Source organism: Pseudomonas sp. DP-17 (assembly GCF_022380625.1).
Lineage (GTDB): Bacteria > Pseudomonadota > Gammaproteobacteria > Pseudomonadales > Pseudomonadaceae > Pseudomonas > Pseudomonas nitroreducens_A.
Map to the genome: position 1 here is coordinate 270,913 of NZ_JAKSXG010000001.1, position 12,831 is coordinate 283,743.

A 12,831-nucleotide genomic window follows, 5' to 3' on the forward strand; every position below is an offset into this window, starting at 1 on the left:
ATATGTAGTAATTAAACAACATATTTTTGCCGTTTCGCGCCGTTGTTGGTCGCTCGCCGGCCTGACGTTAGGATAGCGCCGCTGACCGCCCCCGACCGGTCAACCGTCGATTGCCCAAGGAGTGCGGATGAAAAACCTGCTGGAGCAGATCCAGAGCCGTCTGGAAGAGCTGAACAAGGCCGAGCGCAAGGTCGCCGAGGTGATCCTGCGCGACCCGCAGCAGGCCACGCGCTTCAGCATCGCCGCGCTGGCCCAGGCGTCCAGCGTCAGCGAGCCGACGGTGAATCGCTTCTGCCGCTCCTTCGGCATGAGCGGCTACCCCGAGCTGAAGATCCAGCTGGCCCAGAGCCTGGCCAGCGGCGCGGCCTTCGTGACCCAGGCGGTGGCCGCTGACGATGGCCCCGAGGCTTACACGCGCAAGATCTTCAGCAGCACCATCGCCTCGCTCGACAGCGCCCACAAGCTGCTCGATCCGAAGCTGATCGACCGCGCCGTGGACCTGTTGATCCAGGCCCGGCAGATCCACTTCTTCGGCCTCGGCGCCTCCAGCTCCGTGGCGCTCGATGCGCAGCACAAGTTCTTCCGCTTCAACCTGGCAGTGTCGGCCCACAGCGATGTGCTGATGCAGCGGATGATCGCCTCGGTGGCGCACACCGGCGACCTCTTCGTGGTGATTTCCTACACCGGTCGCACCCGCGAGCTGGTGGACGTGGCGCACCTGGCGCGGCAGAACGGCGCCTCGGTGCTGGGCCTGACCGCCGCCGACTCGCCGCTGGCCCGCGCCAGCACCCTGAGCCTGGACATTCCGCTGCCCGAGGACACCGACATCTATATGCCGATGACTTCGCGGATCATCCAGCTGACCGTCCTCGACGTACTCGCCACCGGCGTGACCCTGCGCCGTGGCGTGGACTTCCAACCACACCTGCGCAGGATCAAGGAGAGCCTGGTGCCGACACGCTACCAGCTCGACGAGGAAGACTGAGGCAAGTGGGAGTTTCGCAGGAGCGGAGCCCCTTCGCGATGCCGGCCTGCACGGTTGGGACTTCGCGGAAAAGGTCCGCGCCTACCGGGTGGGGCCACCGTTGGCCCTGCGGTCAGTCGTCCGCCTGGGGATCGAGCCCAGGGAACAGCACCTCGGTAAAGCCAAACTTGCTGAAGTCGGTAATGCGCGACGGGTACAGGCGGCCGATCAGGTGGTCGCACTCGTGCTGCACCACGCGGGCGTGGAAGCCTTCCACGGTGCGATCGATGAGCTGCCCCTGCGGGCCGACACCCTGGTAGCGGATACGCTGGTAGCGATTCACCGCGCCGCGCAGGCCCGGCACCGACAGACAGCCTTCCCAGCCCTCCTCCAGCTCATTGCCGATGGGCGTAATCACCGGGTTGAGCAGGATGGTCGGCGGCACTGCCGGTGCGTCCGGGTAGCGCTCGCTACGCTCGAAACCGAAGATTACCAGTTGCAGGTCGACGCCGATCTGCGGCGCGGCCAGGCCAACGCCGCCGACGTGGCGCATGGTCTCGAACATGTCGTCGATCAGTTGCTGCAGTTCGGCGCTGCCGATCATCGATTCGGGCACCGGCGGGGCGATGCGCAGCAGGCGCTCGTCGCCCATCTTGAGAATGTCGCGGATCATCTGTGCCTCGTTCGCCGTTGAGTGAAAGCGGCATGCTTCCCATGAGAGCTGCATCCTCGGTCCCTGCGACCGGTCTGGCAAGCCCGCGACCGCCGGGCAGCGCCGCGGGGCCCACAGGACCACGGTGTTAGACTGAACGTCGACGACAACCATCTAACGACGGATATTTGCCGATTTTCACGGCAGATGGCGGTCGAACCCTGGGGGGAACTTTCATTCCGAGGGGCGTGAGGTCCGTCATGAACAGGCATTACTACATCAGCGACAACCTGGACGACCTGGAGCAGGTCGAGCAGGAGCTCTCCCAAAGCGGTATCGGCATCGAGCAGATGCACGTGCTCAGCGACAGCGACGCGGAGCTGGAAGAACACCGCCTCCACGAAGTGCCCTCGATGATGAAGAAGGACGTGGTGCACTGGGGCAAGATCGGCCTGATGATCGGCGCCGCGCTGGCCGTGCTGGTACTGGTGGTCGGCTACCTGAGCGGCTGGACGCAGACAGCGGCCGGCTGGATTCCGGTGGTCTTCCTGGCCGCAGTGCTGCTGGGCTTCAGCCTGTGGGAAAGCAGCTTCTTCGGCCTGCAGCGCCCCAGCGGCGACGTCCGCCGCTTCCAGGACAACCTGCATGAAGGTCGCCACGTCTTCTTCGTCGACGTGAAGCCCGAACAGGAACCGGTGCTGGACATGGTGGTTCGCCACCACCCGCGCCTGGAGATCGCCGGTTTTGGCAACGCCGCGCCGGCCTGGTGGCTTTCCATGGAGCACGCCTGGAACCGCTTCCGCCACATGATGTGACGACTGCCATAGAGCCGCAATGCCCGCCCGCACCGCCCATCACGGTGCGGGCGGGCCTTTATGTGCCCGCTTCCTACAGAAACGACCTACCTTTGATGCATATCATTCGGTACTGCATCCACGGGTTCGAGACTGCCCCTATCGCGCTCAGACCGTATCGTCCCCCAGGAGGACAGCATGACCATGCCCAGCGAGGTCACCGTTCGCTCCATCGCCGGCCTCGACGCCCAGCAATACCGCATCCGCCTGAGCTACAGCGTGGAGAGTGCGGCCAGCCGCGACGCACGGGTGAAGTTCGAACTGGACGGCGAGATCGACGGTCGGCCGTTCAAGGACGGCTTCGACCTGCCCGGCGACCTCGCCTTCAATTTCGCCGGCAGCGCCACGCGCATTCTGCGCCGCCACGGCCTGCGGGTCTGCCACGGGCCGGTGCTGCGTTTTCGCCAGGAACATGACCGGGTGTTCGACGACCTGCGCCGTCGATTGAAGGCCGCGCCGGGCACGCCGGTCGACCTGCAGCGCATGGGCTCGCTGGCCCCGGCCGAGCCGCGTTGCGCAGTGGCCGAGTCCATTGTTCGCGGGCGGGGCTGAGCCGGTCAGACCAGTTCGATACCGTCGTCGTGGATGACGATCAGGCCTTGTTTGAAGAGGCCGCCGATGGCTTTCTTGAAGTTGCCCTTGCTGACGCCGAACTGCTTCGCGATGAGGTCCGGCGGGCTCTTGTCGCTGAGCGCCAGTTGGCCGCCAGCCTCGCGCAGAGCCTTGAGTATCTGCTCGCTCAACGCATCGGAAAGGCCGGCGCCGGCGGGCTGCAGGCTCAGGCTGATCTTGCCGTCGGCGCGCATTTCCTTGATGTAGCCGGTCTCGCGCAGGCCGTTGCGCATGAACTTGAAGACTTCGTTCTTGTGGATCAGGCCCCAGTGCTTGCCATCGATGATGGCCTTGTAGCCGAGGTCGGTGCGCTCGACGACGAGCAGGTCCACCTGCTGGCCGGCCTTGTAGTTGGCCGGGACATTGTCCAGGTAGCGGTCCAGGCGCGCGGTGGCGGTGATGCGGCGGCTGCGCTCGTCGAGGTAGACGTAGACCACGCAATAATCGCCGACCTGCAGCGGGCGCTTCTCTTCCGAGTGCGGCAGCAACAGGTCCTTGGGCAGGCCCCAGTCGAGGAACAGGCCGACGCGGTTGACCTCCACCACCTTCAGGCTGGCGAAGCCGCCGACCTGCACCTTGGGTTTCTGGGTGGTGGCGATCAGGCGGTCTTCGCTGTCCAGGTAGATGAACACGTTGAGCCAGTCGCCCACTTCGGTGGGTTCGTTCTTCGGCACGTAACGCTTGGGCAGCAGGATTTCGCCGTGGCTCTCGCCATCCAGGTAGAGACCGAAATCGGTGTGCTTGGCCACCTGCAACGAATTGAATCGACCTATGACTGCCATGACGCTTACCTCGTGAACGGGGCAGGCATTCTACGCGCATTGGCGCGAGGATGCGCCTTCAGCCGGCGAATGCCGGCTTTTGCAGGAGCGAGCTTGCTCGCGACCCATGCTTTCCGGCAGCTGCGCACTCAAGCAGTTCGCGAGCAAGCCCCCTCCTATGAGTGCTGCTCCACCTGACCGAATTGCAGCTCGGCCAGACGCGCATACAGTGCGTTGCTGCTCACCAGTTCCGCATGCCGCCCCAGCGCCACCATGCGGCCGCGCTCGATCACCGCGATGCGGTCGGCGTTGAGCACGGTAGCCAGGCGGTGGGCGATCACCAGCGTGGTGCGGTCGCGCATCAGCCCCGGCAACGCCTGCTGGATCAGGTGTTCGCTCTCGGCATCCAGCGCGCTGGTGGCTTCGTCGAGCAGAAGGATAGGCGCGTCCACCAGCAACGCGCGGGCAATCGCCAAACGCTGGCGCTGGCCGCCGGACAATCCCTGGCCGCTCTCACCCAGGTGCGTCTGGTAGCCCTGGGGCAGTCTCAGGATGAACTCATGGGCATGGGCGGCGCGGGCGGCGGCCTCGACTTCCGCATCGCTGGCACCGGGGCGGCCGTAGCGAATGTTCTCTTCCACCGTGCCGAAGAACAGCGCCGGGTTCTGTGACACCAGCGCGAAGCTGCGGCGCAGGTCCGTCGGGTCGAGCTGGGCAATGGGCTGGCCGTCGATCAGGATGCGCCCCTGCTGCGGGTCATAGAAGCGCAACAGCAGGTCGAACAGGGTGGACTTGCCGGCACCCGAGGGGCCGACCAGCGCCAGGGTCTCGCCCGGCGCCACGCGCAGGTCGATGCCATCGATAGCCCATTGCTCCGGGCGCGATAGGTAGGCGAAGCGCACGCCCTGCAGGTCAATGCTGCCGACGATTCGTTCGGGCAGGCGCAGCAGGTCGGTGACCGGCGCATGGATTTCACTGCGTGCCCGCAGCAGTTCGGCGATACGCTCGGCAGCGCCGGCCGCGCGCTGCAATTCCCCGATCACTTCGCTCAGCGTGCCGAAGGCCATGCCGACGATCAGGCTGTAGAACACGAAGGCCGCCAGGTCGCCGGGGCTGATGCGCCCGGCGATCACGTCCATGCCGCCGACCCAGAGCATCACGCCGACCGCGCCCAGCACCAGCAGGATCACCACGCTGACCAGCCAGGAGCGCTGCAGTATGCGCTTGCGTGCGGTGTCGAAGGCGCCTTCCACCGTGCGCCCGAAGCGTGCGCGGTCCTGCGCCTGGTGGTTGTAGGCCTGCACCGTCTTGATCTGGCCGAGGGACTCCCCCACGTAGCTGCCGACGTCCGCCACGCGGTCCTGGCTGAGGCGCGACAGGCTGCGCACGCGGCGGCCGAACAGCAGGATCGGCGCGATCACCAGCGGCAGCGAGGCGACCACGATGCTGGTCAGCTTGGCGTTGGTGAAGAACATCAGGATTACCCCGCCCAGCAGCATCAGCACGTTGCGCAGCGCCATGGACAGCGAGGAGCCGATTACCGACTGCAGCAGCGTGGTGTCGGCGGTCAGGCGCGACTGGATCTCCGAGGCGCGGTTGTTCTCGTAGAAGCCGGGGTGCAACTCGATCAGGTGGTCGAACACACGCTGGCGGATGTCCGCGACGAAGCGCTCGCCGATCCAGGACACCAGGTAGAAGCGCACGAAAGTGCCCACCGCCAGGCACAGCACCAGGGCGAAGAAAATGCCGATGGCGCGGGTCAGCAGCTGTTCGGACTGGGTGATGAACCCCTGGTCCACCAGCAGGCGGATGCCCTGCCCCAGGGACAGGGTAATGGCGGCAGTGAACAGCAGCGCCAGCAAGGCGCCGAGCGCGCGCCACCGGTACGGGGCGAGAAACGAGCGAGCCAGGCGCAAGGCGTTGCGCTGGCGGGACGACAACAGGGACATGGCGGGCTCTGAACGGCCGGAGTGGGCAGAGGGTAGCACCGCCGGCACGCCGCGCGCGAAGGACGATTCAGGCAAGCGAATGGGACCGTTCGTTCCATAACCGCCCCGAAAGCTGCTCGTTTGATGTACAATGAGCGGCCAATTTGCGCAGACAGGTATGGCAGATATGACTACCAAGCCCTCCACCCGCCAGAAAGCAGCCCCCAAGGCTCCCGCCGCTACCGCGACCAGCGAAGCTCTGGAAGCCCAGATCGCCGCCTTCCTGAACTCCGGCGGTGAGATCCAGCAGATCGCCAAGGGCGTGACTGGTCAGAACTACGGCGCACCGAGTCGCCATATCAGCCTCGGCAAGAAGTAATATTCGCAGGCAAGCCTGCCGGCTCCCGGCAGGCTGCCCGCCTTCTCCGCCTCACCATCCTCCGCGTCACCCCGCTCGCTTTACACCAAAACCTCCGCAATTCCGTTGTTCCTGTGTTGCCTGCACGCCTTGCACTCGGGCAGAGTCCATCCATAGTCAGGACTTGGCCAACTCCCGGCCACTCGCAAGGAGCACCCCATGCTGCCCTCTCCGGAAAAGCTGCTGTCGCGCAACCTGCTCGATGTGCTGATCCGCGCCGGCCTGATCCTGTTGCTGGCCGTCTTCTGCTTCCGCATCTTCCACCCCTTCCTCGACCTGATGCTCTGGTCGGTGATCCTCGCCATCACCCTCTACCCGCTGCACCAGTTGCTCAGCGGCTGGCTCGGCGAGCGGCCCAACAGCGCGGCGACCCTGATCGTGGCGCTCGGCCTGGTGATCCTGCTGGTGCCGGTGGTGGTAATCGGCATGTCCATGGCCGATTCCGTGCGCGACCTGGTGCATGCCATCCAGAACCGCACCCTGCAGATCCCGCTGCCGCCCGAGTCGGTACAGAACTGGCCGGTGATCGGGCAGTACGTCTATCCCTTCTGGACCCGCGTCGCCACCGACTTCATGGGCGTTGTCCACCAGATGGCGCCTCACCTGCAGGGCGTCGCCAAGACCCTGGCGGGCCAGGCGGCCGGCGCCGGCATGGGCCTGATGCAGTTCCTCGCGGCGTTCGTCATCGCCGGGGTCATCATGGCCTACGGTGAGCTGGGCAGCCGGACCTCCTGCGACATCGCCATCCGCATCTCCGGCCCTGACCGTGGTCCCGGGCTGGCCGAGCTGTGCACCGGCACCATCCGCGCGGTGGCCCAGGGCGTGGTGGGCGTGGCCTTCATCCAGACGATGATTCTCGGCCTGGGGTTCGTCGTCATGGGCATTCCCGGCGCCGGCCTGCTGGCCCTGGGCGTCCTGCTGCTGGGCATCACCCAGTTGCCGGTGGTCCTGATCACCTTGCCGGCCATCATCTACGTCTTCATGACCAACGATTCGCTGCTGATCACCATCCTCTTCACCATCTGGACCCTGGCTGGCGGCCTCAGCGACAACGTGCTCAAGCCGCTGATGTTTGGCCGAGGTGGCAAGGTGCCGATGCCGGTGATCCTGATCGGCGCCCTGGGCGGCATGCTCAGCAATGGCATCATCGGTCTGTTCGTCGGCCCGGTGGTGCTGGCCCTGGGTTACGAACTGTTCATGTCCTGGGTCCATGAGCGCGAGGCGCCCGTCGCACCGCCCATCGAACCCGTTCCCTGAATCCCCGGCCCGCGCCCCCGGATCGCGGGCCCCACTTCGCAATGGAATGCACACGATGTCGAAACGCTGCTCCCTCACCGCTGCCCTGCTCGCCGCCGGGCTGCTGATCTCCCCGCTGGCCTTCGCCGAAGAGCCTGCCGTCATCTGGCCCGCGGTGATCAACGCCGCCGACCAGCAGCGCCTGACCACCCTCGACGCGCAGGTCAAGCAGTTGCTCGACCAGCTCCAGCAGAGCGAGGACGAAACCACCCGCAACGACGCGCTGAATCTCTACCGCATCGTGCTGGAAGACCCGGAGCCGCTCACCGATGCCGCTCTCACCGGCAACTGGAAGTGCCGCTCGGTACAGCTCGAGGCTGATGCACTCTATGGCTACCCGAACTTCAAGTGCTCCGTGCGGCAGATGCCCAAGGGCCTGTTCCTGGAGAAGACCAGCGGTTCGCAACGCATCAGCGGCTATCTGCAACGCCTGGACGACAGGCAACTGGTATTCGTCGGTGGCGCCTCGGTGAACGACGAGCCACAGGTGGGCTACAGCGGGCTGGAGCAAACGGCGGCGCGCGAGACCGACGTGGTTGGCGTGGTGCGTAATGCCTATGACGGTTTCGTGCTGCTGGTGCCCGAGCAGCTCGGCGGCTACAACCTGTTCCGCTTCACCCGCTGAGGCGCGCCTCAGCAGGCAAGGCTCAAAGCAGCGCCACCATCTCCTTGAGCGTCACCGCCCAGGTCCCCTTTGCGTTGAGGTAGCGATAGCCGAAGCGCGAGCCATTGGCCTGGGTGGTGAGCACCGCGTTCCAGGCCAGCCCGCGCTGCAGATCGTGGGCCGGGTCGAGGAGGAAGAAGGCGTCCTCGCACATCCCCACCGCCAGGCACCAGTGGCGAATGTCGCTGTCCTTGCGTCCATGGATACCCAGCACAACCGGAATGTTGTCCTCCAGATGGCGACGGGTCAGTTCTACCATCCGCACGCCGTCGCCGCGCTCGACCCGGTATTCCTTGTCGCTGATGACCTTGAGCAGCTCCAGCAGATCGGCCCCCGTGGTGCCGACGCGCACCAGCGTCTCATGCTGGTTCAGCGCCTCCATCAGCCGACCGTAACGAGTGCGCGAATCCACCGGCGCCAGCCCCTTGGCCTGGCGGCGTCCCAGCTGGTTGCGGGCGAGCATGGCCATCACCAGGCAGTACGGCCCGCAGGCGCCGTCCATGTCGCCCTGGCGCAGGTGTACCTTTTCGCCGCGCCGGTTGGTCAGGCCGCCGCTGCCGTGTTCGTCCAGGTCCCAACCCAAGCCGTCTATCAGGGTGATCCGCATCGTGCTTCCTCGTTGCTCGCTCAGAGGTTGTGACCGGCCAAGGCGCGGATCATTCCGCCGGCTTGCGGTTACAATGGGAGCCTTCCCCTTGCCTGGTTACCCGAAATGTCCGAAGCCATCCGCCTGTCCAAGCGCCTCGCCGAGCTGCTGCCCTGTTCGCGCCGCGAAGCCGAGTTGTACATCGAGGGCGGCTGGGTGACGGTGGACGGCCAGCGCGTGGAGGAACCGCAGTTCAAGGTCGACACCCAGCGCATCGAACTGCTGCCCGGTGCGTCCGCCGACCCGATTCCGCCGGTAACCATCCTGGTACACAAGCCGGTCGGCCTGGGCAGCGGCAACGGCGCCAACTCCGCCCAGCAACTGCTGACGCCGGACAAGCGCTGGGCCGAGGACAACCTGCAGCAGCGGCTGCTGCGCAAGCACTTCGGCCACCAGTTCAACACCACGGTGCTGGAAACCGATGCCAGCGGCCTGCTGGTCTACACCCAGAGCCGCGGCGTACAGCGCCGGCTGGTGGACGAGGCGGACAACATCGAGCACGAGTACGTGGTCGAGGTCAGCGGGCAGATCGCCGATAACGGCCTCAAGCGCCTGTGCCGCGGCCTGGTGATCGACGGCCGCGAACTGCCGCCGCTGAAAGTCAGTTGGCAGAGCGAGAACCGCCTGCGCTTCGCCGGCAAGCAGTTCCGCCCCGGCCAGATCGCCGCCATGTGCCGCGCGGTCGGCTTGCAAGCCCTGTCGATCCGCCGCCTGCGCCTGGGCGGCGTGGCCATGGGCAAGCTGCCCGTCGGCCAATGGCGCTTCCTGCAGCCGGGCGAGAAGTTCTGAGCGTCTGCCAGACGAAGGTCGCAGGTGCCCTCGAATAACCGGGACGCCCTTCTAGTCCGCGGCTTTCGGCCGCTATCGATAACGTCGATAGTCACCAGTCGACGCATTCAGTTCTCTTGATGGTCCGCGCGCGGCATCTTTGCCCCATCAACTCGCTGGCAGGAGATTCGCCGGCCCCGCAGTCAGGCCGCAGGGGCGAACAAGCTACTCGCGAGGCGCCCCCAACGGATCGTCAAGAGGACACCACCATGCAAGTCATTCTCGATTTCCTGCTGCTCGTCGGCTCCCTGGTAGAGCTGCTGCTGTACGTCGCCCTGGCCAGCATCGTGCTCGCCACCGTGGTGGTGGTCAGCATCATCGCCGTGCTGACCCTGCGCTCGCCGGGGTCGGCCGTGGTCATCCCCGACCGTCGTCCTTCGGTCAGCCGCCAGCCGCGTCCAGCGGTGAAGCATCAGATGGCCCGGCCGGTACTGGTGGGCGCGGCGAACGAAGCGATTCTCGCCAGAACGGCCTGATACCCACCTCGATAACGGTCCGATCCGGCTGCCGACACCGAGCGCGCCGTCCCTGCCGCGCTCGCATGCCTTCTCACCTGCCGAAACAACGCCACCCCGTCAGTGGTGGCCGATGCCCTGGTCTTCCAGGTGGTCCGCCTCGAACAGGGTTTCCAGTTCCTTGCGCGCCTCGCGTGCAGTCTGGATCACCGCGGTCTCGTCGTCGTAGACGCGGTACTGGGCCATCAGCACCGCTTCGTCGTGGCGCTTGAAGCGGCGGATGCGCGCGGCGACCTGCTCTTCGTTCAAGCCAAGGCCGGTCAGCAGCAGGCGGCTCATCTCCAGGCTCGAGTGGAAGGTCTCGCGCACCGGCGTCGCGTCGGCGTCCAGCAGGTGGTAGACGTGCTGGCGGTTACGCGCCCGGCCGATGACCTTCAGGTGCGGATAGAGCTTGCGTACCAGCCGCGCGGTTTCGATGTTGGTCTGCGGATCGTCGGTGGCGACCACGAAGAACTCGGCCTTCTCCACCTGGGCGGCGCGCAGGATCTCCGGGCGCAGCGGGTCGCCATAGAAGATCGGGATATTGCCGTAGCTGCGGGTCAGCTCGATGGTGTCCACCGAGGTGTCCAGCGCGACGAAGGGCACGCCCTGGGCGCGCATGATACGGGCGACCACCTGGCCCATCCGGCCCATGCCGGCGATCACCACGCGCGGCGCGTCGTCCGGCAACTGGCGGTATTCGGGCGGCGGCTCGCGCAGCACAGCGGGCTTGGGCTTGATGCTGCGCGCCAGGGCCAGCACCAGCAGCGGCGTCATTGCCATGGACAGGGTGATGCACAGCACCAGCAGCGCATGCAGCTTGCCGTCCATCAGCCCCTGGGCCAGGGCCAGCTTGAACACCACGAAGGCGAACTCGCCGCCGGCGCCCAGCAGCACGCCCAGGCGGATCGCCGAGACCTTGTCCAGCCCACCGGCCAGGCGGCCGATGAGGAACAGCAGCGGCAACTTGATACCCACCAGCAGCAGGGTCAGGCCAAGCACGACCAGCGGCTCGCTCTTGAGCAGGCCGAGGTCGGCGCTCATGCCCACGCTGATGAAGAACAGGCCGAGCAGCAGGCCCTTGAAGGGTTCGATCTGCGCTTCCAGTTCGTGGCGGTATTCCGAGTCCGCCAGCAGCAGGCCGGCGAGGAAGGCGCCCAGCCCCATGGACACGCCAGCCCACTCCATCAGCCAGGCGGTGCCGACCACCACCAGCAGCGCGGTGGCGGTGGACAGGTCAGCCTGGCCGGTACGGGCCACCGAGCGGAACACCGGTCGCAGCAGGAAGCGCCCGCCGATCACCACCACGGCGATGCTGCCGACCACTTCCAGGACATGTCCCAGGTCGCCGCCCGGCGCTGCCGAGTCGGCGCGCGCGCCCAGCAGCGGGATCATGGCGATCAGCGGGATGGCGGCAATGTCCTGGAACAGCAGGATGGCGAAGCCAAGGCGGCCGTAAGGGCTGTTCAGCTCCTTGCGCTCGGCGAGGATCTGCAGGCCGAAGGCGGTGGACGACAGCGCCAGGCCGCCCCCCAGCACCACGGAAGTATTCACCGGCATGTCGAAGGCCAGCACCGCGACGCTGCCGATGGCAAGGCCAGTGAGCAGCACCTGCGCCAGACCGACGCCGAACACCTGCTTGCGCATCACCCACAGGCGCTTGGGCGAAAGCTCAAGACCAATGATGAACAGCAGCAGCACCACGCCCAGTTCGGACAGGCTGGCGACGCTTTCGGGGTTGTCGATCAGCCCCAGCAGCGAAGGGCCGATGAACACCCCGGCGAGCAGGTAGCCGAGCACCGCGCCCAGTTGCAGGCGCTTGGCCAGCGGCACCATGAACACCGCCGCGAGCAGGAAGACCGCTGCCGACTGCAGGTAATTCGTCCCATGTTCCATCGTTCGAGACTCCTTGGAAGGTTTGGGGCGAAGCGAAGATCCACCCACGTCGTTCTTCTCACACATCCAGCGCCACGCCCTCGGCCAGCAAGTGACGCTGGAACTGCCCGGCCAGCGCGTCCACCTGGTCCCAGGGCTGTTCGTAGCGCTCGTCCAGCGCCACATGGCTGCTGGCGCGCACGCGGGCTTCGAGCCCGCAGTTTTCGTAGAAGGCATTCACCGCCGCGACCATCGGCTCGCGCTGGTTTTCCATGAGGATGGCGCCGTGGGCCAATACCACGTAGCGCCCGTCGCCGGGCCGGCGGCGCCAGCGCTGGGCGGTGCCCACGAGTTTGCGACCGCCCAGGTTGACGTTGTACCGGCCATCGCAGAAAGCGCCCTCCACTTCCCCCAGGCCCGGATCGAGGCCGAGGGCAGCCAGCCAGTCGCACAGCGGCTGGCACAGGCGCAGGTAGGCCGTTTCGATGCGCGTCTGCTCGTTGTCGCGCGGCGGGATCGCGTAGACCAGCGCGACGTTGAGCACCCCGGCGGACTGCGGCACCGGCTCGCCACCGGTGTCACGCAGGGCGATAGGCCAACCCAGCCCGGCACAGGCGGCCTCGGCGGCGGCAAAGCCCTCCAGGCGGCTCAGCCGACGCGGCATCACCAGGGACTGTTCCACTGGGCTCCAGAACAGCAGGCCGCTGTCGCGCTCACCGGCGAAGGCGGCATCGAGCAGCGTACGTTCGGCATCGAGCCCTTGTTGCGCCGACAGTCGTTTCACTCTGTTCATGACAGCGTCCTTGAATTAACCGGGTGCGGACTATGCCCGCAGAGGG

The 12,831-nt window shown here is 66.3% G+C and carries 14 protein-coding genes; 8 read left to right on the forward strand and 6 right to left on the reverse strand.

Annotation, left to right across the window (positions count from 1 at the left end):
- Positions 1-127 precede the first annotated feature (127 nt).
- Positions 128-985 (forward strand): MurR/RpiR family transcriptional regulator, encoded by an 858-nt coding sequence (locus tag MJ122_RS01245; RefSeq protein WP_088416760.1) that lies wholly within the window; start codon positions 128-130, stop codon positions 983-985.
- A 112-nt stretch (positions 986-1,097) separates the two neighbouring features.
- Here the strand turns inward: MJ122_RS01245 and def are convergent, their stop codons facing one another.
- A complete protein-coding gene (gene def / locus MJ122_RS01250) occupies positions 1,098-1,637 on the reverse strand; it encodes a peptide deformylase (protein ID WP_239741872.1) in 540 nt (179 codons plus the stop codon).
- A 239-nt stretch (positions 1,638-1,876) separates the two neighbouring features.
- On the opposite strand from def, the gene MJ122_RS01255 reads away from it, so the two are divergent.
- Together MJ122_RS01255 and MJ122_RS01260 are read left to right on the forward strand one after the other, a co-directional pair.
- Positions 1,877-2,431 (forward strand): hypothetical protein, encoded by a 555-nt coding sequence (locus tag MJ122_RS01255; RefSeq protein WP_088416758.1) that lies wholly within the window; start codon positions 1,877-1,879, stop codon positions 2,429-2,431.
- A 177-nt stretch (positions 2,432-2,608) separates the two neighbouring features.
- Entirely contained in the window at positions 2,609-3,022 is a 414-nt protein-coding gene (locus MJ122_RS01260; RefSeq protein ID WP_239741873.1) for a DUF5064 family protein, read from the forward strand.
- 5 nt (positions 3,023-3,027) lie between these two features.
- On the opposite strand, the gene MJ122_RS01265 is transcribed toward MJ122_RS01260, so the two are convergent.
- A complete protein-coding gene (locus tag MJ122_RS01265; RefSeq protein ID WP_239741875.1) occupies positions 3,028-3,864 on the reverse strand; it encodes a S1-like domain-containing RNA-binding protein in 837 nt (278 codons plus the stop codon).
- Positions 3,865-4,019: 155 nt separating this feature from the next.
- Positions 4,020-5,792 (reverse strand): ABC transporter transmembrane domain-containing protein, encoded by a 1,773-nt coding sequence (locus tag MJ122_RS01270; protein WP_239741877.1) that lies wholly within the window; start codon positions 5,790-5,792, stop codon positions 4,020-4,022.
- A 157-nt stretch (positions 5,793-5,949) separates the two neighbouring features.
- On the opposite strand from MJ122_RS01270, the gene MJ122_RS01275 reads away from it, so the two are divergent.
- The 3 genes from MJ122_RS01275 to MJ122_RS01285 all read left to right on the forward strand — a co-directional run bounded on the left by MJ122_RS01275 (position 5,950) and on the right by MJ122_RS01285 (position 8,110).
- Positions 5,950-6,150 (forward strand): hypothetical protein, encoded by a 201-nt coding sequence (locus MJ122_RS01275; protein ID WP_024765957.1) that lies wholly within the window; start codon positions 5,950-5,952, stop codon positions 6,148-6,150.
- A gap of 198 nt (positions 6,151-6,348) precedes the next feature.
- The gene (locus tag MJ122_RS01280; RefSeq protein WP_239741880.1) at positions 6,349-7,446 is read left to right on the forward strand and encodes an AI-2E family transporter; all 1,098 of its coding nucleotides are present in this window, start codon (positions 6,349-6,351) and stop codon (positions 7,444-7,446) included.
- Between the two features lie 55 nt (positions 7,447-7,501).
- Positions 7,502-8,110, forward strand: a complete 609-nt coding sequence (locus MJ122_RS01285; protein ID WP_239741882.1) for a DUF4893 domain-containing protein — start codon at positions 7,502-7,504, stop codon at positions 8,108-8,110.
- Positions 8,111-8,132: 22 nt separating this feature from the next.
- Here MJ122_RS01285 and MJ122_RS01290 read toward each other — a convergent pair whose 3' ends face one another.
- Positions 8,133-8,756, reverse strand: a complete 624-nt coding sequence (locus tag MJ122_RS01290) for a hypothetical protein (protein WP_239741883.1) — start codon at positions 8,754-8,756, stop codon at positions 8,133-8,135.
- Positions 8,757-8,861: 105 nt separating this feature from the next.
- Here MJ122_RS01290 and MJ122_RS01295 point away from each other — a divergent pair, with 105 nt between their 5' ends.
- Both MJ122_RS01295 and MJ122_RS01300 read left to right on the forward strand, forming a co-directional pair.
- Positions 8,862-9,584 (forward strand): RNA pseudouridine synthase, encoded by a 723-nt coding sequence (locus MJ122_RS01295; protein ID WP_239741885.1) that lies wholly within the window; start codon positions 8,862-8,864, stop codon positions 9,582-9,584.
- A gap of 248 nt (positions 9,585-9,832) precedes the next feature.
- The gene (locus MJ122_RS01300; RefSeq protein WP_088416750.1) at positions 9,833-10,099 is read left to right on the forward strand and encodes a hypothetical protein; all 267 of its coding nucleotides are present in this window, start codon (positions 9,833-9,835) and stop codon (positions 10,097-10,099) included.
- Positions 10,100-10,198: 99 nt separating this feature from the next.
- Here MJ122_RS01300 and MJ122_RS01305 read toward each other — a convergent pair whose 3' ends face one another.
- On the reverse strand, positions 10,199-12,013 hold the full coding sequence (locus MJ122_RS01305) for a monovalent cation:proton antiporter-2 (CPA2) family protein (RefSeq protein WP_239741888.1): 1,815 nt from the start codon (positions 12,011-12,013) through the stop codon (positions 10,199-10,201).
- A gap of 58 nt (positions 12,014-12,071) precedes the next feature.
- Entirely contained in the window at positions 12,072-12,785 is a 714-nt protein-coding gene (locus MJ122_RS01310) for a lipoate--protein ligase family protein (RefSeq protein ID WP_239741889.1), read from the reverse strand.
- Between the last annotated feature and the right edge of the window lie 46 nt (positions 12,786-12,831).

Excerpts from the sequence above, each read along its gene's own strand:
- MJ122_RS01245 (WP_088416760.1), top strand. The coding sequence starts at position 128 with ATGAAAAACCTGCTGGAGCAGATCCAGAGCCGTCTGGAAGAGCTGAAC.
- def (WP_239741872.1), bottom strand. The coding sequence starts at position 1,637 with ATGATCCGCGACATTCTCAAGATGGGCGACGAGCGCCTGCTGCGCATC.
- MJ122_RS01255 (WP_088416758.1), top strand. The coding sequence starts at position 1,877 with ATGAACAGGCATTACTACATCAGCGACAACCTGGACGACCTGGAGCAG.
- MJ122_RS01260 (WP_239741873.1), top strand. The coding sequence starts at position 2,609 with ATGACCATGCCCAGCGAGGTCACCGTTCGCTCCATCGCCGGCCTCGAC.
- MJ122_RS01265 (WP_239741875.1), bottom strand. The coding sequence starts at position 3,864 with ATGGCAGTCATAGGTCGATTCAATTCGTTGCAGGTGGCCAAGCACACC.
- MJ122_RS01270 (WP_239741877.1), bottom strand. The coding sequence starts at position 5,792 with ATGTCCCTGTTGTCGTCCCGCCAGCGCAACGCCTTGCGCCTGGCTCGC.
- MJ122_RS01275 (WP_024765957.1), top strand. The coding sequence starts at position 5,950 with ATGGCAGATATGACTACCAAGCCCTCCACCCGCCAGAAAGCAGCCCCC.
- MJ122_RS01280 (WP_239741880.1), top strand. The coding sequence starts at position 6,349 with ATGCTGCCCTCTCCGGAAAAGCTGCTGTCGCGCAACCTGCTCGATGTG.
- MJ122_RS01285 (WP_239741882.1), top strand. The coding sequence starts at position 7,502 with ATGTCGAAACGCTGCTCCCTCACCGCTGCCCTGCTCGCCGCCGGGCTG.
- MJ122_RS01290 (WP_239741883.1), bottom strand. The coding sequence starts at position 8,756 with ATGCGGATCACCCTGATAGACGGCTTGGGTTGGGACCTGGACGAACAC.
- MJ122_RS01295 (WP_239741885.1), top strand. The coding sequence starts at position 8,862 with ATGTCCGAAGCCATCCGCCTGTCCAAGCGCCTCGCCGAGCTGCTGCCC.
- MJ122_RS01300 (WP_088416750.1), top strand. The coding sequence starts at position 9,833 with ATGCAAGTCATTCTCGATTTCCTGCTGCTCGTCGGCTCCCTGGTAGAG.
- MJ122_RS01305 (WP_239741888.1), bottom strand. The coding sequence starts at position 12,013 with ATGGAACATGGGACGAATTACCTGCAGTCGGCAGCGGTCTTCCTGCTC.
- MJ122_RS01310 (WP_239741889.1), bottom strand. The coding sequence starts at position 12,785 with ATGAACAGAGTGAAACGACTGTCGGCGCAACAAGGGCTCGATGCCGAA.